We start from the raw sequence: 17,890 nt of genomic DNA on the forward strand, positions 1-17,890 counted from the left end.
CCCCTTCCCCCTCCCCTGAAGGGGAGGGGCTTAATGTTGTCGCCTTTCAGCGCTATAGCGCCGCCGATCATGAAACCGACTCCCAAGACCTTCCACGTCAAGTCGTTCGGCTGCCAGATGAACGTCTATGACGGCGAGCGCATAAGCGAGCTGATGGCCGCGCAAGGCATGACCGCGACCGATGCCGACAGCGCCGACCTCGTCGTGCTCAATACCTGCCATATCCGCGAGCGCGCGACCGAGAAGGTCTATTCGGACATCGGGCGGCTGCGGAAGCACGCGCGCGAGGCCGATCGCGCGGCGCCGATGATCGCCGTCGCCGGCTGCGTCGCGCAGGCCGAGGGCGAGGAGATCGTCACGCGCGCAAAGGTCGACGTCGTCGTCGGCCCGCAGGCCTATCACAATCTGCCGGCGCTGGTCGCCGAGGCCGCCGCAGGCACCGCCGCGCTCGACACCGACATGCCCGCCACCGCCAAGTTCGGCGCGCTGCCCGCGCGGCGCAAGGTCGGCCCTTCGGCCTTCCTCACCGTCCAAGAAGGCTGCGACAAATTCTGCACCTATTGCGTCGTTCCCTATACGCGCGGCGCCGAGATCAGCCGCCCGTTCGACGCGATCGTCGACGAGGCCAAGGCGCTGGTCGACGCCGGCGCGCGCGAAATCACCTTGCTCGGCCAGAACGTCAACGCCTGGGACGATGCCGAGGGCCATGGCCTGCACGGGCTGATCCGCGCCCTCGACCGGATCGAGGGGCTGCACCGCATCCGCTACACCACCAGCCATCCCAACGACATGCGCGAAGGCCTGATCCGCGCGCATGCCGAGGTCGAGAAATTGATGCCGTTCCTCCATCTGCCGGTGCAGGCGGGCAGCGACCGCGTGCTCAAGGCGATGAACCGGTCGCACACGCGCGATTCGTACCTGCGCATCCTCGACCGCGTCCGCGCCGCGCGGCCCGACATCGCGCTGTCGGGCGACTTCATCGTCGGCTTTCCCGGCGAGACCGAGGTCGAGTTCGAGGAGACGCTCAGCCTCGTCGACGCGGTCGGCTATGCGCAATGCTTCAGCTTCAAGTACAGCCCGCGCCCCGGCACGCCGGCCGCCGAGATGGTCGACGGCTTCGTTGCCGCCGAAGTGATGGATGAGCGCCTCCAGCGGCTCCAGGCGCATCTCAACCGCGACCAGGAAGCGTTCAATCGCACCACGATCGGCAAGACCTGCCACGTCCTGGTCGAGCGCCGCGGCAAGCTGCCCGGCCAGATGCTCGGCAAGTCGCCCTGGCTCCAGTCGGTCTATCTCGAGACCAGCGCCGCAATCGGCGACATGATCGAAGTCGAGATCCAGGCGGGCTATGCCAATTCGCTCACCGGGGTCGAGCGCATGCGGGTCGCGGCCTAGACGGGCTGTGGCGGAGATCGCCGTGGCGCGCTGCCCCCGCTGAACCAGCCCGACGCCGCGATCGCCACCCCGGCGAGCGCTGCGATGAGTGCGAGCGGCGCGACTGGAAGCGCCGCGACGCTTGCGAACACCCGCAGCCACGCAGGCGCCACGCCGAGCGTCTGATAAAGCAGCGCCGCGATCACCACCGCAGTCCCGGCGAGTACGAATGGCAGCCCGTCCTTTCCGCGCCGCGCGGCGATCGCGAATGCCAGCGCCGCGGCGGCGGCGTTGCCGAGCTGGAAGCCGATCCCGAGCTTCCAGAAGTCGGCAGGCCCCGAAATGCCGAGGCCGGGGAGCAGCGGCGCAAGCCGGCCGAGGATCGGCGGCAACAGCAGGACCGCAGTGGCGAGCAGATAGCCCGCATGGAGATGCACCCGTCGGCGGTGGCGCAGCGCCTCGTGGAAGAACAGCGCGAAGGCCGCGACCGAAACGATGTCGATCAGCGCCAGCCGCGGCGCGAACTGGATGTAGAAGGGCGACTCGGCCTGCGCATAATGCTGCGCCATGCCGAGGAAAATGCCGGCGCCCCCGGCGAGGAAGAGCGGAAAGAAGGCGAGGCTCAGCAGCCCGAGCTTGCGATGCAGCGCGCGCGCTCCGGCGCGCATCGTCCAACTCTGTGCGACGAGCAGCACCAGCCACAAGGTCGCCGTCACGCCATGCAGATGCATCTGCGCGGGTGCCGTGCGCATCTGCGACAGATAGCCCGGCCAGAATGCCAGCGCCGCGAGCGGGAAAATCGCAAGCAGATACCAGTGTGCGTGTCGGTACGGCATGTGTGATGTTCCCCCTTGGGCCGCACGCTATCACTGCGCGAAAGCGATGCAATCGCGATCGTGCAGCCATGCTTCGCTGTCGTCGCAGCGTCACACCGGCATTTTATTTGGCGCCGTGCCGCGCCCTCCCCTGTCAAAGTTGGATTCGCTCTGTCATCCTCGGCGCCGAGTCATGCGCCACGGAACCCTCCGCATCCGCCTCGGTTTCGCCTCAAGGGGCCGCGCACCCTGCGTCCGGCGGATCGAACCGCGCCAGGACCGCAACTTTCTAAACTTTCATCCGCAAGGAGCCGCATGAGCCGCAAGCCCGTCCCCGCCCAATCCGGTGAACGCTCGCGGGTGGAGGTCACGTTCGACAAGCCCCAGCTGCTGCCGCAATTGTTCGGCGAATATGATTCGAACATCCTCGCGCTCGAGGAGCGGCTGGGCGTGTATATCCACGCCCGAGGCCAGCGCGTCGTGATCGAGGGCTCGGCCGAGACCGTCGCGCATGCGCGCGAAGTGCTCCAGGAGCTCCACAGCCGGGTGATCCGCGGCGAGGACATCGACACCGGGCTGATCGATGCGGTGATCGCGATGTCCAGCGAACCGACGCTCACCGGAATCGTCCGCGCCGAACCAGCGGAGAGCGGCGGCGGCACCCCGCCGATCATGATCCGCACGCGCAAGAAGACGATCGTCCCGCGCTCGGTCGCGCAGACGCACTACATGCGTGAGCTCGTATCGAACGACATGATCTTCGCATTGGGGCCGGCGGGTACCGGCAAGACCTATCTCGCGGTCGCCCAGGCAGTCGCGCAATTGATCACGGGGACGGTCCAGCGGCTGATCCTGTCGCGCCCGGCGGTCGAGGCGGGCGAGCGGCTGGGCTTCCTGCCCGGCGACATGAAGGAGAAGGTCGATCCCTATCTCCGCCCGATCTACGACGCGCTCTACGATTGCCTGCCCGCCGAGCAGGTCGAGCGGCGGATCGCCAGCGGCGAGATCGAGATCGCGCCGATCGCCTTCATGCGCGGGCGCACGCTGGCGGACGCCTTCGTCATTCTCGACGAGGCGCAGAACACCACCCCGGCGCAGATGAAGATGTTCCTGACCCGCTTCGGCGCGAACAGCCGGATGGTGATCTGCGGCGACCCCAACCAGGTCGACTTGCCCGGCGGCCCGCCCGCCTCGGGGCTGAACGACGCGGTGCGGCGGCTCGAGGGCGTCGAGGGCATCGCCTTTTCGTGGTTCACCGCAGCGGACGTGGTGCGGCATCCGATCGTTGGACGGATCGTGCAGGCGTATGAGGGGCCGGGCGCTTGAAGCGCGGGATATCCAAAGTTATGTTCGGGATATCCAGAGGAGGCCTGAGATGGCGTCGCTTTTCATAAAGGATCCGGAGACGGCGGAATTGGCGTCGCGCGTGGCCAAACGACGGGGCGTTACCAAGACCGAAGCGGTCCGCGATGCGTTGCGTAAGGCCGAGGAGGAGATCGACCCGAAGGCGTCTTCCCTTTCGCGCGAGGCGTGGCTGAAAGATTATAAACGACGCTTCCCGCCGCTGACTCGGACCGGGCCTGAGGCGGACAAGGCATTTTTCGACCGGCTTTGGGGCGAGGAATGACGTTGTTCGTCGACGCTTCAGCGTTGGTTGTCATGATTGCCGGAGAGGACGAGCAAGATAGCTTCCTCCACGCCGTCCACGCCGATGACGACCCGCTCTGGTCGCCGATGTCTTGCTGGGAGACCGTTTCCAGCTTGCGATCCTCTTACGAGCTCCCGGTGGAAGTGGCACGGACGAAGGTGGAGGACGCCGCGGCTGTGCTTCCGCTCCGCCTGATATCTGTAGGCAGCAATGAACTGACGCTCGCGCTGGATGCCTATCTCAAATACGGGAAAGGGCGGCACCCCGCCCGCCTCAACATGGGTGACTGTTTCGCTTATGCCTGTGCCAAGGCCAACAATGCGCGCCTACTCTACAAGGGCAACGACTTCAGACACACGGATCTCGCCTGATGCTTGACGTCGCCGCCCTTCGCGAAGACCCCTGGCCCGAGGGCGATTGGGAAGCCCTCGCCGCCCGCGCTGCCGATGCCGCGATCGCCCAGTCGCCTTTCGGCGAATGGCGCGACTGGCCGAGCGTGATCGAGATCGCGGTGCGGCTGACCAGTGACGACGAGGTCCAGACGCTCAACCGGCAATATCGCCACAAGGACAAGCCGACCAACGTGCTGTCCTTCCCGATGGTCCAGCCCGACCTGCTCGAGACGGTGACCCAGAATAGCGACGACGGCGAAGTCATCCTCGGCGACATCGTCCTGGCGCACGGGGTCTGCGTCGCCGAGGCGGCGGAGCGCGACGTCAGCGTCGAGGATCATGCCACGCACCTGATTGTCCACGGCGTGCTCCATCTGCTAGGCTATGACCATATGGAGGACGCCCCGGCCGAGGCGATGGAAGACATGGAGCGCGCCGCGCTCGCCAGTCTCGGCCTGCACGACCCGTACTCCGTACGCGAGGACTGAACACGAACATGCCCGAGGGCCCCAGTACCGGACATAGTACCGGCACCCACGAGTCCCCTTCCGAGAGCGGCGGCATATGGCGGGGAATCCGCACCTTGCTGTTCGGCGACGAGCAGGAAGAGACGCTGCGCGACCGCATCGAGGAAGCGATCGACGAGCATGAGGACGAAGGCGGCAAGGCGCCCGCCGGAGACCTTGCGCCGATCGAGCGCCAGATGCTGCGCAACCTGCTCCATTTCGGCGAGCGCGATGCGGGCGATGTCGGCGTGCCGCGCGCGGACATCGTCGCGGTCGAAGAGGCGACGAGCTTCGCCGATCTCGTCCAATTGTTCGCCGAGGCGGGGCACAGCCGCCTGCCGGTCTATCGCGACGAGCTCGATACCGTCATCGGCATGGTCCACGTCAAGGACGTGTTCGCGATCCTCGCCACCGGCGCGCCGCACCCGCCGAGCATCGCCGGGCTGATCCGCCAGCCGGTCTACGTCCCCCAGTCGATGGGGGTGCTCGACCTGCTCGCGCAGATGCGGTCGAACCGCACGCATCTGGCGATCGTCGTCGACGAATATTCGGGCACCGAGGGGCTGATCACGATCGAGGACCTGATCGAGGAGATCGTCGGCGAGATCGAGGACGAGCATGACGAGGCGCCGACCGCGTTGCTGGTGCCGATCGACGGCGGCGGCTGGGACGCCGATGCCCGCGCCGAGCTCGAGGACGTCGCCGAGACGGTCGATTCGCGGCTGGGCGAGGTCGAGGAGGATGTCGACACGCTCGGCGGGCTGGCGTTCGTGCTGGCCGGGCACGTGCCCGCCGCGGGCGAATGCCTGGTGCACGCCAGCGGCTGGACGCTCGAAGTGACCGAGGCCGATTCGCGCAAGGTCACTCGCTTGCGGCTGCACCCGCCCAAGAAGCTCGCCGAGGACGAGGAATAACCATGCTCAAGCGCATCCTGATCGTCCTGGCCGTGCTGATCGCACTGGCCGTCGCCGGCTGGTTCTGGATCAGCCGGCCCGACACGGCGCATCTCAGCGAACAGGCGGTCACCGGACGGGTGCCGCAGCTCACCGAGACGCGGATCCAGAACGTGCCGACCGTCGGCATCGCCAAGCCGATCGGCTGGACCGGCGGCGCGAAGCCGACCGCGGCGGCGGGGCTGCAGGTCGCCGCCTTCGCCGACAAGCTCGAGCATCCGCGCTGGCTCTACCGCCTGCCCAATGGCGACGTTCTGGTCGCCGAGACCAATTCGCCGCCGCGCAAGGGCGGCGGGATCACCGGCAAGGTGATGAACGTGCTGCTCGGCCAGGCCGGTGCCGCCGTGCCCTCGCCCAACCGCATCACCCTGCTGCGGGACACCAATGGCGACGGCGTGGCCGACCAGCGGTCGGCATTGCTCACCGGGCTCAATTCGCCGACCGGCATGGCCGTGGTCGGCAGCTGGCTCTATGTCGGCAATACGGACGCGCTCGTCCGCTATCCGTTCACGCCTGGCCAGACCAGGATCACCGCCAAGCCCGAAAAGGTCGTCGACCTGCCCGGCGGCGGCAATCACTGGGCGCGCAACGTGCTCGCCGCGCCCGACGGCAAGTCCTTGTACGTCGGCGTCGGTTCCTCCTCGAACATCGCCGAGAACGGCCTCGACGCCGAGGGCCCGACCTATAGCGCGCAGTCGGCCGCCGAGATGGCCGCCGCCTCGACCAAGCCCGGCCGCGCGATGATCCTTCAGGTCTTCCCGGACACCAGGAAGCTGCGCGTCTATGCCTGGGGACTGCGCAATCCCAACGGCATGGCGTTCGAGCCCAAGAGCGGCCAGCTGTGGACCGTGGTCAACGAGCGCGACATGCTCGGATCGGACATGCCGCCGGATTATCTGACCCAGGTCGATCTCGGCGCCTTTTACGGCTGGCCGTGGAATTTCTGGGGCGGCTATGTCGACAAGCGCGTCACCCCCGAGCGACCCGACCTGCGCGAATATACCCGCCGTCCCGATTTCGCGCTCGGACCGCACACCGCGCCACTCGGGCTGAGCTTCGCCGGTGACGCCAAGCTCGGCGGCAATTGGGCGAACGGCGCGTTCGTCGGGCTGCACGGATCGTGGAACCGCGAGCCCAAGTCCGGCTACAAGGTCGTCTACGTGCCCTTCGCCGACAACGGCTTCCCGGTGCGCGACGCCAAGCCCGTCGACCTGCTCACCGGCTTCCTCAGCCCCGACGGCAAGACCACGCGCGGGCGCCCCGTCGGCGTGATCACCGACGCGACCGGCGCTTTGCTGGTCGCGGACGATGTCGGGAACGTGATCTGGCGGGTCAGCGCGAAGTAGCTCCCGTCGCTCTCATCCTTCCCACCGCCTTCGGCGGCGAGCCCCTTCCCTCTCCCATCGGGAGAGGGAAGGAGGCGCGAAGCGCCGGAAGGGTGAGGGTGACCCGCTTTACTTCAGCAGCACGGTCGCCTTCTCGGCGAGCTTGTCGCGGACCTTGCCCGCGAACAACGCCAGCATCGGCGGCAGATGGACTTCGGCGTGGACCTTGTCCTCATAGACCTGCAGCCGGCTCGCCACCTGCTGCCCCATCGCGCTGACCGTGAAGTGGAGCGTGTCGCCCTCCCAGCGTTGCTCGACCTGCCCGCCGCCGGGCACGACTTCGGCGATCTTGCCGACCCCGCCGGCAATGCGCGCACGTGCGGCGTCGCGGCCCAGTTTGTGCGGGATGTCGAGGACGATCGGGTCAGCCATCAGCGTGCAAACAACATGTCATCATCGGCAAACGCCTTGAACTCGAGCGCGTTGCCGCTCGGATCGCGAAAAAACATCGTCGCCTGCTCGCCGACCTGGCCCTTGAAGCGGACATGCGGGGCGATCCCGAACGCGATCCCCGCCGCTTCGACGCGTGCGGCGAGCGCTTCCCAGTCAGGCATCGTGAGCACCACGCCGAAATGCGGCACCGGCACGTCGTGGCCGTCGACCTGGTTCGCGACCGTCACCGGCTTCGCGGCAGGGTCGAGATGCGCGACGATCTGGTGGCCGAACAAGTCGAAGTCGATCCAATGCTCGGACGCGCGCCCCTCCGGGCAGCCGAGCACCTCGCCATAGAAGCCGCGCGCGGCGGCGAGGTCGTGGACCGGGAAAGCGAGATGGAAGGGACGCAGCGTCATGGGCGCGCTGCTATCAGATCCTCCCCCGGAGGGGCAGGGGGACCAGCGAAGCCGGCAGAGGGGTAGTCTCCACGAGCGATGGTTCAGCCCTTGGGGCAACTACCCCTCCATCGCTTCGCGGTCCCTCTCCCCCTCCGGGGGAGGATCGGCTAAGCCCCTCCCGATGCCCTCCCGTCCCTTGCTCACCGCGCTCCTCGCCGGCCTGGTCTCCGCCACCGGTTTCGCGCCGCTCAATTTGTGGCCGATCGCCCTGCTGGCCTTCGCGCTCCTGCTCTGGCTGAGCTGGACCGCGCCGACGCTCAAGTCGGTGCTGCTGCGCGGCTGGGTGTTCGGGGTCGGGCATTTCACCGTCGGCAACAACTGGATCCAGCACGCCTTCGATTTCCAGGACAAGATGCCGCCGGTGCTCGGCTATTTCGCCGTGGTGCTGCTGGCCTTGTATCTGGCGATCTATCCTGCGTTCGCGATGGGGCTCGCCTGGCGCTTCGCCCGTACGGTCAAGAGCCGCGCCGGATGGCAGGAGCCCGATCTCGCCTTCGTCCTGGCCGCCGCGGCCTCGTGGATCCTCACCGAATATCTGCGCGGCGTGCTGTTCACCGGCTATCCGTGGAACCCGCTGGGCGTGATCTGGCTGCCGACGCCGCTGGTCCAGGTCGCGGCGTGGATCGGCACCTATGCGCTGTCGGGCGTCGCGATGCTCGCCGCGGGTCTGCTCTTCCTCGCGTCGCAACGCCACTACCGCCCGCTGCTGATCGGCGCCCCGCTGCTGGCGGTGCTCGCGCTCGTCACGATGGACTTCTCGCAGACCCCGGCCGTTCCCGATCCGGCGGCGCCGCGGGTACGCGTGGTCCAGCCCAATATCGGGCAGGAAGGCGTCGGCGACGCCGATTACCCCGAGCGCGTGCTGGTGAAACTGCTCGAATGGAGCGGCCAGCCGGGGCAGGCGCCGCGGCTGCTCGTCTGGCCCGAGGGCACGGTCAACTATTATGTCGAGGACGGCTATCCCGACACCCGCTTCTACGGCCGCGGCGACCCGCGCTGGGTCCGCATCCGCATCGCAACGAAGCTCGGGCCGCGCGACGCGGCGCTGATCGGGGGCACCGCCTTGTTCTTCGGCAAGGACGGCCAGTTGAGCGGCGCCGGCAATTCGGTCTGGTCGCTCGATCCGAACGCCCGTCTCGGCCAGCGCTACGACAAGGCGCACCTCGTGCCGTATGGCGAATATCTGCCGATGCGCACGCTGCTCGCCCCGCTCGGCCTCGCCCGGCTGGTGATGGGCGAGATCGATTTCGTCCCCGGCCCCGGCCCGCGCGCAATCGAGACGCCCGGCTTCGGCAAGGCCGGCATCCAGATCTGCTACGAGATCATCTTCTCGGGGCAAGTCGTCGATCGGCGCAATCGCCCGGCCTTCCTGTTCAATCCGTCGAACGACGCGTGGTTCGGCAAATGGGGTCCGCCCCAGCACCTCGCCCAGGCGCGGCTGCGCGCGATCGAGGAGGGGCTGCCGATCCTGCGCTCGACCCCCACCGGCATCTCGGCGGTGATCGACGCGCGCGGCCGGGTGCTCGAATCGATCCCGCACGGCCAGGAGGGCGCGATCGAGCTGGCATTGCCTCGCCCGCTCCCGCCGACTTTGTTCGCGCGCGCCGGGAACTGGTTAGCCTTCCTCGTCGCCGGCGCCCTGTATTTGTTCGCGATTGCGTTGCGCCGCCGCGCCCGCTAGGGAGCACATATAAGGAAAGCTTTATATGGGCATGGCAACGGCCCGGCTGTCCTTCCCACGACTCGAGGAAAATCATGCGTTCCAATTATCTCTTCACGTCCGAATCGGTTTCGGAAGGCCATCCCGACAAGGTCGCCGACCAGATTTCCGACGCCATCGTCGATCTGTTCCTGTCGAAGGACCCCGAAGCGCGCATCGCGTGCGAGACGCTCACCACCACCCAGCTCGTGGTCCTCGCCGGCGAGATCCGCGGCAAGGGGATCATGGACGAGGCCGGCAATTGGGCACCGGGCGTCAAGGACGAAGTCGAGAAGACCGTCCGCGATACGGTGAAGCGCATCGGCTATGAGCAGGACGGCTTCCACTGGGAAAGCTTCCGCTTCGAGAACAATCTGCATCCGCAGTCGGCGCACATCGCGCAGGGCGTGGACGCGGGCGGCAACAAGGACGAAGGCGCCGGCGACCAGGGCATCATGTTCGGCTATGCCGCCAACGACACGCCGGATCTGATGCCGGCGACGCTCTATTACAGCCACAAGATCCTCGAGCGCATGGCCGCCGACCGCCATTCGGGCGCCGCGCCGTTCCTCGAGCCCGACGCCAAGAGCCAGGTGACGCTCCGCTACGAGGGCAGCAAGCCCGTCGCCGCGACCGCGATCGTCGTCTCGACCCAGCACGGCAAGGGCTATGACGAGGGCGACAAGGAAGCCGAGCTCCACGCGTATGTGAAGAAGGTCGTTGCCGACATTCTTCCGGCCGAACTGCTTTCGGACGCGACCGAATATCACATCAACCCGACCGGCAGCTTCGAGATCGGCGGCCCTGACGGCGATGCCGGCCTGACCGGCCGCAAGATCATCGTCGACACCTATGGCGGCGCGGCCCCGCACGGCGGCGGCGCCTTCTCGGGCAAGGACCCGACCAAGGTCGATCGCTCGGCGGCGTACATCACCCGCTATCTGGCGAAGAACATCGTCGCCGCGGGCCTCGCCCAGCGCGTGACGATCCAGCTCGCTTACGCGATCGGCGTGTCGAAGCCGCTGTCGCTTTACGTCGACACCCACGGCACCGGCACCGTCGGCGACGACAAGATCGAAGACGCGATCATGGGCATCGCGAAGCTCGGCGGGCTTACCCCGCGCGGCATCCGCACCCATCTCGGCCTCAACAAGCCGATCTACCAGAAGACCGCGGCCTACGGTCATTTCGGCCGCAAGCCCGAGGGCGACTTCTTCCCCTGGGAGAAGACCGACCTCGTCGAAGACCTCAAGGCCGCATTGGCCTGATCCTTTTCGAAGCGCATAAGGGGCCGGGGGAGAAATCCTCCGGCCCTTTTCGTTTCAGCCGGTCCCGGTCACGATAGGTTCGTAAAGGGGAGGCTCGAATGCGTCTGACAGTGCTGGCAATTGCTCTGGCGCTCGCGCCGCAGGCATTCGCACAGACCGGCGACGAAGCCACCGCGCTTCGCGACGCGGTCGAGCGCGGTCGGCTGCTCTACGCCTACGATCAGGCTGCGTGGCACGGCACCGACGACATGATCGCGAAAGTCGGCAATCCCCAGAATCTGGTTGGTGGCTGGATCGTCGACGGACCCGCCGACGCCGCGCAGCTTGTCTTCTACGACAAGGACATCGCCGATCCGCATGTCGTCTACGTCGCGTCGTTCACGAGTGGGAAGCTGCTTTCCTCGCGCGTGCTCGGCCCCGGTGACGATCGCAGTCTCACGGTGAGCCGCAAGCGGATGATTGCCGCCGTGCGGTCTGCCAACGCCGTTCTGGCGGCGAGCAAGGTCGGCCCCTGCTCCGGCCAGGCATTCAACACGGTGGTGCTGCCGCCTGCTGGTCCGGACAGCCCGGTCAGCGTCTATTATTTGACACCGCAGAGCGACATGACCTCGCTTCCGTTCGGCGGGCATTACCGCATCGACGTTTCGCCAGACGGAAAGCCGGGTCCCGTCCGCGCCTTCTCCAAAGCGTGTATCCCGGTGCCGACCAATGCGCCGGTGAACGGGAACGGCCCCGCGAAATGGCTGTTCATTACCCACCTGCTCGACCCGGTGCCGACCGAGATCCATGTCTTTTCCTCGCTCGCAGCGGGCAAGCCGGTGTACGTCGCGACGAGCGCAACGAGGGTCTGGGCAGTCGATGGCGATCGGAGTATCCGTTGTCTCGACCCCGGCCGGAAGTAGCAGAAGCGCAGTCGCGTGAATCTACGGAGCCGCCGTTAACCCTGGGGTAACCGCATTTGTTCACTAGCTAGGGTGCAAAGGAGCGGGAACGTTGGAGTCGCAACCAGTGACATCGGAATCGGAAGGCAAGCCCATGTCCGACTCGGGCATTACCATCGCCTTTCAGCCGATCGCCGACATCTCGGCCAGCCGCGTCTATTCCTATGAGGCGATCATCCGCGGGCCGAATGGTGAGACGGCTGCGCAGATCTTCGAGACCTTGCCGGCCGAGGCTCGGGCCAATTTCGACCAGCGCTGCGCCGCCGGTGCGATCCGCTGGGCGATGGCGTCGGGGCTCGGCACCAGCGGTTCCCGCCTGCTGATCCCGGTCCAGGCCGAGTCGATCGGCAAGCCCGCCGAGCATCTCGAGCCGATCCTCCGCGTCGCGCGCGGTGCCGGCCTCATCCCCGAGCGCCTGATCTTCGGGCTGGAAGGCTATCGCCGCCTGGCCGGCCGCGAGCTTGCCGAGATCATCGACGTCCATCGCAAGGCCGGTCCGCTAACCGCGTTCGTCGGCCTGGGCGCCGGCCATGCCGGGCTCGCTTTGTGCGGCCGCTATCTGCCCGACCTCGTCACGCTCGAATCGGAGCTGGTCAGCGCGATCGCGAGCAGCTGGTCGCGCCGCCTCGTCCTCGAGGATCTGACCCCGCGGATCCGCCAGCTCGGCCTCAAGGTGATCGCCACCGGAGTCGACAGCGAGCCGGTGCTGCAGCGCCTGCGCGGTTTCGGCATCACCTTGGTGCAGGGCGAAGAGATCGCCAGCCCCGCGGTACGCGCGCTGCCTACGCCGAACCTACGCCGCGCCGCCGCCTGAGCGCCGGCGCACGCGGCGATCGAGCCGCCGCGCCACCCCATCGACCAACGCTTCCGATGCTGCCCCGATCGCCGCGCCGGCGATCACGTCACTGACGAAATGCTTGCCGCGCGGCAGCTGGAGCAACGCAACCGCGAGCGATGCCAGCCCCGCCGCGGGCACCGCCGCCGGATATTCGCGACTCACTGCCCGGCCCACCGCGACCGCACCCGCAGTGTGGCCCGAGGGAAAGCTGTTCCAAGGCCCCTCGTCCTTGCTACCCTTGTGGTCGGTGTGCAGCGCGTAGCGGCCATCGGCGAGCATCTTGTGCGGCCGAGTGCGGTTGACGCGGTGCTTGATCGCCCCCTTGATCGCCGTTGCCACCAATTCGCTCGCCAGCATGCGCATCCCCGCGCGCGCCAGCCTTGGACGCCGTAGCGCCGCACCGAGGCCGATCGTCGCCAGCGACGCGCCGATCAGCGGCGGCTGGTCCGCGGCTTCGCTGGCGAATCCGAGCGCGCGCACGACGCGATTCTCGCGGTGGCGCATCAATTCGGTCGACACCGCCGCGTCGATTCGTTCGACCCTGCTGGCGCGGCGTGCCGCCTTGGGTGCCTTCAGCTTCTTCCTTGCCATGCCGCAACAACCCGCGAGACGCCGAGGGGTTCGATCCGCGACTCCGGGCGGCGCGGCGCGGAACCCAGGGGAATCCCTATCGGTGGGAATCCAATGCGGCGACGCACGGAATGGGCGAAGATACCGTTAACGAATATTTCAGACGGCGAAGAGGAGATCGCATGACCGCTGCCCAGCCCGCCGCTTTGCCGACCGCCACGCTCAACCGCGCCGATCCGCGTCTCGATCTCACGATCGGCTTCCACGCGATGATCGCCAAGGGCGCCGATCGTCCCTTCGCCTGGCAGGCAGTCGCAAGCGGCGCGGACGGACGCAGCTTCGCAGCGATCTCGGCCTCGCTGCTCCCCGAGCAGCGCTCCGCACTCGAGGCGCGCCGCATCACTTTGGCGCTCGAGCGCGCCGTGGCGCTCGGCCTCCACCGCGGCGAGGCGCTGGTCGCCGTGCCGCTCGGCGCCGCCGCCGGGCTCGCCGAACCGCTCCTCTCGCACCTCTTCCGCGCCGCGCTGGCCAGCGGCATCGCCACCGACCGGCTGGTTGTCGAGATCAGCGCCGACGAGCGCGGCGATCTCGATCAGGCCGCAGCCCTCGCCGAAGCTTGCACCCGCCGCGGAATTTCGATCACGCTCGACGCCTTCGCCGCAGGCCCCGTCGCGCTCAAGCTGCTCGCCCGCTTCACCCCCCGCTTCGTAAAGCTCGATCCGTCGCTGGTCCGCGGCATCGGCGGCAGCGCCTCGCGCCGGCTGATGGCCGAAGGCGTGATGCGCCTCGCGCGCAACATGGGCGTCACCGTGATCGCCCGCGGCGTCGAGAATCGCGCCGAACATGACGTGCTCCACGCAATGGGCGTTCGCCACTTCCAGATCGGCGCCGCCGCCATGCCCCAGGCCGATATGGTCCGCCGCGAGATGCGCGGGATCACTCCGCCGCTGCATCGCCGCCTCGCGCATCACAACCGCGCCGCCTTCCCGTTGCGCGCCGCCCGCCCGGCCGAGGCCGCACTCACCATGCAGGTTGCGTAGCCGCGCCGCGGCGCTAACAGGCGGCATGCCCGATCCGATCACCATTCGCCGGCTCTACGGCCGCGCCAAGGGACATAAGTTGCGCCAGGGCCAGGCTGCCCTGGTCGAGGAACTGCTGCCCGAAGTGAGCATCCCCGATAGCGGCCCGCTCGATGCCTTCACGCTGTTCGGCGAGGATCGCCCGCTAGAGTTCGAGATCGGTTTCGGTGCGGGCGAGCATCTCGCCGGCCAGGCCGCGATGCGCCCCGATCACGGCTTTATCGGCTGCGAGCCCTTCCTCAACGGCGTCGTCGGCGCGCTCAACCATATCCGCGACGACAAGCTGAATAACGTCCGCCTTCACATGGGCGACGCGCTCGACGCGCTCGAACGCCTGCCGGACGCGAGCCTGAGCCGAGTCTACCTGCTCCATCCCGATCCGTGGCGCAAAGCGCGGCATGCCAAGCGCCGGATGGTCAATGACGGCCCGCTCGACATGATCGCCGCCAAGCTCAAGCCGGGCTGCGAATTCCGCCTGGGCACCGACGACCCGACCTATTGCCGCTGGTCGATGATGGTGATGAATCGCCGCCGCGACTTCGTCTGGCAGGCGCAGAGTGCCGCCGATTTCCTCACCCGCCCCGACGATTGGCCCGAAACCCGCTACGAACGCAAAGCCCGACGCCAGGGGCACGAGGTGTGGTACTTCCGCTACCTGCGAGTCTGAGACCCAAGCGGAGGACACCGTGACTCTGGACGACTCAGCCATGAAGCGCGCCGCTGCGGCGGCAGCCGTCGCGGAAGTGCGCGACGGCATGGTGGTCGGCCTCGGGACCGGGAGCACCGCCGCCTTCGCAGTAGAGTTGATCGGCGAGCGCGTGGCCGCCGGGCTCTCGATCACTGCGGTGGCGACCTCACGGCGCACAGAAGCCGCGGCGCTTGCTGTCGGCATCCCGCTCCTCCCCCTGCGCGGCCTGCGCGCGATCGACCTGTGCATCGACGGCGTCGACGAGATCGATCCCCAGTTGCGCGCGATCAAGGGCGGCGGCGGGGCGATGCTGGTCGAGAAGATCGTCGCTTCGATGGCGAAGCGCAACGTCGCGATCGCCGATGCGTCGAAGCGCGTCGACCGGCTGGGCGGCCGCGCGGTGCCGGTGGAGATTCTCCCGGCAGCGCAAGGCTTCATCACTGCGCGGGTCGAACAGCTCGGCGGATCGGCGACGCTGCGCGGCGATGCCGGCGATCCCTTCCTCAGCGATTCCGGAAACTTCATTCTCGACTGCCGGTTCGAGACCATCGCCGATCCGGCGGCGCTGGCCACGGCTTTGTCCGAGCTTCCGGGCGCGTTCGGCCACGGACTCTTCCTCACCGAGATCCACGGCCTTTACCTCGCCGACGAAACCGGCGAGGTGCGTTTCGAGTCGCGCCGTTGACGACCAACGGACCGGCGCAATTCGATGCAGCCTTTCGCCGGCCTGCCCGTTGCAGCGCAACATAGGAGTTGCCGATCCATGCCCGATACCGCCGACAGCCTCCGCGAGGATGGGTCGCCCGACCGCCTCGCGATCGACACCATCCGCACGCTGGCCATGGACGCGGTGCAAAAGGCCAATAGCGGACACCCGGGAACGCCGATGGCGCTGGCCCCGGTCGCGCATACCCTGTGGACGCGCTTCCTTCGCTACGATCCGGCGACGCCCGATTGGCCCAATCGCGACCGGTTCGTGCTTTCGGTGGGCCATGCCTCGATGCTGCTCTACGCGGTGCTTCATCTTGCGGGGGTGCGCGAGATCGACGCCGACGGAAAGCCGACCGGCCAGCCCGCAGTGAGCCTCGACGACATCAAGCAGTTCCGCCAGCTCTCGTCGAAGACCCCAGGCCACCCCGAATATCGCATGACCAGCGGCGTCGAGACCACCACCGGCCCGTTAGGCCAGGGCTGCGGCAATTCGGTCGGCATGGCGATCGCCGAGCGCGCACTCGCCGCGCGATACAATCGCGACGGCTTCGACCTGTTCGACCACGACGTCTACGTCCTGTGCGGCGACGGCGACATGATGGAGGGCGTCTCGGGCGAAGCCGCTTCGGTCGCCGGGCACCTCAAGCTCTCCAACCTCTGCTGGATCTACGACAGCAACCATATCTCGATCGAGGGCAGCACCGATCTCGCCTTCGACGAAGACGTCGGCAAGCGGTTCGAGGCCTATGGCTGGAACGTGCTTCATGTCGACGACGCCAACGACACCGAGGCGTTCGCCGCGGCGATCGAGACGTTCAAGGCGACCGACGACCGCCCGACCTTCATCGTCGTGCGTTCGGTGATCGGCTGGGGTTCGCCGCGCGCGGGCTCCGAAAAGGCGCATGGCGAGGCGCTGGGCGAGGACAATGTCCGCGCGACCAAGCGCGCTTATGGCTGGCCCGAGGACGCGCAGTTCCTGGTGCCCGACGGCGTCGCCGAGGCGTTCGGCGGCGCGGTGTCGGAGCGCGGCAAGCCGGGGCGCGAGGCATGGGAGAAGCTGTTCGCGCGCTACCGCGATGCCTTCCCCGAGCAGGCCGCCGAGATCGACGACCTGCGCCGCGGCGAGATCCGCGCGGGTTGGCAGGATGCGATCCCCAGCTTCGACGCGGACGCCAAGGGCCTCGCCTCGCGCGACAGCGGCGGCAAGGTGCTCAATGCCGTCGCCCCGCACATCCCCGCTCTTCTCGGCGGTGCCGCCGATCTGTCGCCGTCGACCAAGACCGACATCAAAAGCGCGGCCTCGTTCGAGGCGAACGATTATGCCGGCAAGAACCTGCATTTCGGGGTGCGCGAGCATGCCATGGGTTCGATCGCCAACGGCATGGCGCTGAGCTACTTGCGGCCCTACACCGGCACCTTCCTGGTCTTCGCCGATTACATGCGCGCGCCGATCCGGCTGGCGGCGATCATGGAGCTGCCGGTGGTGTTCGTGTTCACCCACGATTCGATCGGCGTCGGCGAGGACGGCCCGACCCACCAGCCGATCGAGCATCTCGCGACACTGCGCTCGATCCCGGGGCTCGACACGATCCGCCCAGGCGACGCCAACGAAGTCGCGGTCGCCTGGAAGGTCGCGCTCGAGCATAGCCACGAGCCGACCGCGTTGATCTTCTCGCGCCAGGCGATCCCGACGCTCGATCGCGGCAAATATGCCTCGGCCGACGGGCTGGAGAAGGGCGGCTACATCCTCGGCGACGCCGAGGGCGGCGCGCCCGAGATCATCCTGATCGGCACCGGCTCCGAGCTGCCGATGGTGGTCGAGGCGCATGAGCGGCTGACCGCCGAGGGCGTGCGCTCGCGGGTGGTGTCGCTGCCGAGCTGGTACCTCTTCGAGAAGCAGGACCGCGCCTATCGCGAGAGCGTGCTGCCGCCGAAAGTCACCGCCCGCCTCGCCGTCGAGCAGGCCGGATCGTTCGGCTGGGACCGCTACGTCACCAGCGACGGCGCGACGATCACCATGTCGACCTTCGGCGCCTCGGCGCCGCTCGCCAAGCTGCAGGAGAAATTCGGCTTCTCGGTCGACAATATCGTCCGGCAGGCGCGCGCGCTGCTGGGGAAGACCGGATGAGGCGCCGGACCTGAACGCCGCCATGTTCGCCGCACACTGACATCGAACGAAAGGAACCCTGC

General features: G+C 67.7%; 19 protein-coding genes. 15 read left to right on the top strand and 4 right to left on the bottom strand.

From position 1 onward, the window contains the following. Window positions 1-69: 69 nt before the first annotated feature. Window positions 70-1,395, top strand: coding sequence for a tRNA (N6-isopentenyl adenosine(37)-C2)-methylthiotransferase MiaB (gene miaB, locus AC3WJI_RS10090; RefSeq protein WP_492757131.1), 1,326 nt, complete (start codon window positions 70-72; stop codon window positions 1,393-1,395). Here the strand turns inward: miaB and AC3WJI_RS10095 are convergent. Beyond that, window positions 1,392-2,210: a hypothetical protein gene (locus AC3WJI_RS10095; RefSeq protein WP_492757132.1), complete on the bottom strand. Its 819-nt coding sequence runs from the start codon at window positions 2,208-2,210 to the stop codon at window positions 1,392-1,394. The two genes, miaB and AC3WJI_RS10095, sit on opposite strands and share 4 nt — an antisense overlap. A gap of 294 nt (window positions 2,211-2,504) precedes the next feature. On the opposite strand from AC3WJI_RS10095, the gene AC3WJI_RS10100 reads away from it, so the two are divergent. From AC3WJI_RS10100 to AC3WJI_RS10125, 6 genes are read left to right on the top strand one after another with little or no spacing between them, the layout of a single operon-like run. Continuing rightward, the gene (locus AC3WJI_RS10100) at window positions 2,505-3,515 is read left to right on the top strand and encodes a PhoH family protein (RefSeq protein WP_492757133.1); all 1,011 of its coding nucleotides are present in this window, start codon (window positions 2,505-2,507) and stop codon (window positions 3,513-3,515) included. A gap of 49 nt (window positions 3,516-3,564) precedes the next feature. Further along, complete coding sequence (locus AC3WJI_RS10105; RefSeq protein WP_492757134.1) at window positions 3,565-3,816, top strand: type II toxin-antitoxin system VapB family antitoxin; 252 nt, start codon at window positions 3,565-3,567, stop codon at window positions 3,814-3,816. Continuing rightward, the gene (locus AC3WJI_RS10110; RefSeq protein WP_492757135.1) at window positions 3,813-4,208 is read left to right on the top strand and encodes a type II toxin-antitoxin system VapC family toxin; all 396 of its coding nucleotides are present in this window, start codon (window positions 3,813-3,815) and stop codon (window positions 4,206-4,208) included. Before AC3WJI_RS10105 ends, AC3WJI_RS10110 begins: the two co-directional genes overlap by 4 nt. Further along, the gene (gene ybeY, locus AC3WJI_RS10115; protein ID WP_492757136.1) at window positions 4,208-4,717 is read left to right on the top strand and encodes an rRNA maturation RNase YbeY; all 510 of its coding nucleotides are present in this window, start codon (window positions 4,208-4,210) and stop codon (window positions 4,715-4,717) included. Before AC3WJI_RS10110 ends, ybeY begins: the two co-directional genes overlap by 1 nt. Window positions 4,718-4,725: 8 nt before the next feature. Beyond that, window positions 4,726-5,649: a hemolysin family protein gene (locus AC3WJI_RS10120; RefSeq protein ID WP_492757137.1), complete on the top strand. Its 924-nt coding sequence runs from the start codon at window positions 4,726-4,728 to the stop codon at window positions 5,647-5,649. A gap of 2 nt (window positions 5,650-5,651) precedes the next feature. Next, the gene (locus AC3WJI_RS10125; protein WP_492757138.1) at window positions 5,652-7,034 is read left to right on the top strand and encodes a PQQ-dependent sugar dehydrogenase; all 1,383 of its coding nucleotides are present in this window, start codon (window positions 5,652-5,654) and stop codon (window positions 7,032-7,034) included. A 108-nt stretch (window positions 7,035-7,142) separates the two neighbouring features. On the opposite strand, the gene AC3WJI_RS10130 is transcribed toward AC3WJI_RS10125, so the two are convergent. Together AC3WJI_RS10130 and AC3WJI_RS10135 are read right to left on the bottom strand one after the other, a co-directional pair. Next, window positions 7,143-7,445 (bottom strand): polyhydroxyalkanoic acid system family protein, encoded by a 303-nt coding sequence (locus AC3WJI_RS10130; protein WP_492757139.1) that lies wholly within the window; start codon window positions 7,443-7,445, stop codon window positions 7,143-7,145. After that, window positions 7,445-7,864 carry a VOC family protein gene (locus AC3WJI_RS10135; RefSeq protein ID WP_492757140.1) on the bottom strand — a complete coding sequence of 140 codons (420 nt, stop codon included), beginning with the start codon at window positions 7,862-7,864 and terminating at the stop codon, window positions 7,445-7,447. The genes AC3WJI_RS10130 and AC3WJI_RS10135 overlap by 1 nt, the downstream gene beginning before the upstream one ends. A 163-nt stretch (window positions 7,865-8,027) precedes the next feature. Here AC3WJI_RS10135 and lnt point away from each other — a divergent pair, with 163 nt between their 5' ends. The 4 genes from lnt to AC3WJI_RS10155 all read left to right on the top strand — a co-directional run bounded on the left by lnt (window position 8,028) and on the right by AC3WJI_RS10155 (window position 12,628). After that, complete coding sequence (lnt, locus tag AC3WJI_RS10140; protein ID WP_492757141.1) at window positions 8,028-9,587, top strand: apolipoprotein N-acyltransferase; 1,560 nt, start codon at window positions 8,028-8,030, stop codon at window positions 9,585-9,587. Between the two features lie 74 nt (window positions 9,588-9,661). Then, window positions 9,662-10,873, top strand: a complete 1,212-nt coding sequence (metK, locus tag AC3WJI_RS10145) for a methionine adenosyltransferase (RefSeq protein ID WP_492757142.1) — start codon at window positions 9,662-9,664, stop codon at window positions 10,871-10,873. A gap of 98 nt (window positions 10,874-10,971) precedes the next feature. After that, complete coding sequence (locus AC3WJI_RS10150) at window positions 10,972-11,775, top strand: hypothetical protein (protein ID WP_492757143.1); 804 nt, start codon at window positions 10,972-10,974, stop codon at window positions 11,773-11,775. Between the two features lie 133 nt (window positions 11,776-11,908). Further along, window positions 11,909-12,628, top strand: a complete 720-nt coding sequence (locus AC3WJI_RS10155; RefSeq protein WP_492757144.1) for an EAL domain-containing protein — start codon at window positions 11,909-11,911, stop codon at window positions 12,626-12,628. On the opposite strand, the gene AC3WJI_RS10160 is transcribed toward AC3WJI_RS10155, so the two are convergent. After that, entirely contained in the window at window positions 12,608-13,243 is a 636-nt protein-coding gene (locus AC3WJI_RS10160) for a phosphatase PAP2 family protein (RefSeq protein WP_492757145.1), read from the bottom strand. The genes AC3WJI_RS10155 and AC3WJI_RS10160 overlap by 21 nt on opposite strands. A 161-nt stretch (window positions 13,244-13,404) precedes the next feature. Here AC3WJI_RS10160 and AC3WJI_RS10165 point away from each other — a divergent pair, with 161 nt between their 5' ends. From AC3WJI_RS10165 to tkt, 4 genes are all read left to right on the top strand, one after another. Then, complete coding sequence (locus AC3WJI_RS10165) at window positions 13,405-14,262, top strand: EAL domain-containing protein (protein ID WP_492757146.1); 858 nt, start codon at window positions 13,405-13,407, stop codon at window positions 14,260-14,262. Between the two features lie 25 nt (window positions 14,263-14,287). Beyond that, on the top strand, window positions 14,288-14,968 hold the full coding sequence (gene trmB, locus AC3WJI_RS10170) for a tRNA (guanine(46)-N(7))-methyltransferase TrmB (RefSeq protein WP_492757147.1): 681 nt from the start codon (window positions 14,288-14,290) through the stop codon (window positions 14,966-14,968). Between the two features lie 40 nt (window positions 14,969-15,008). Continuing rightward, window positions 15,009-15,674, top strand: coding sequence for a ribose-5-phosphate isomerase RpiA (gene rpiA / locus AC3WJI_RS10175; RefSeq protein WP_492757148.1), 666 nt, complete (start codon window positions 15,009-15,011; stop codon window positions 15,672-15,674). 78 nt (window positions 15,675-15,752) lie between these two features. Beyond that, a complete protein-coding gene (gene tkt, locus AC3WJI_RS10180) occupies window positions 15,753-17,828 on the top strand; it encodes a transketolase (RefSeq protein ID WP_492757149.1) in 2,076 nt (691 codons plus the stop codon). Window positions 17,829-17,890 lie beyond the last annotated feature (62 nt).

It is taken from the genome of Sphingomonas sp. FW306-1B-B10E, assembly GCF_058782005.1.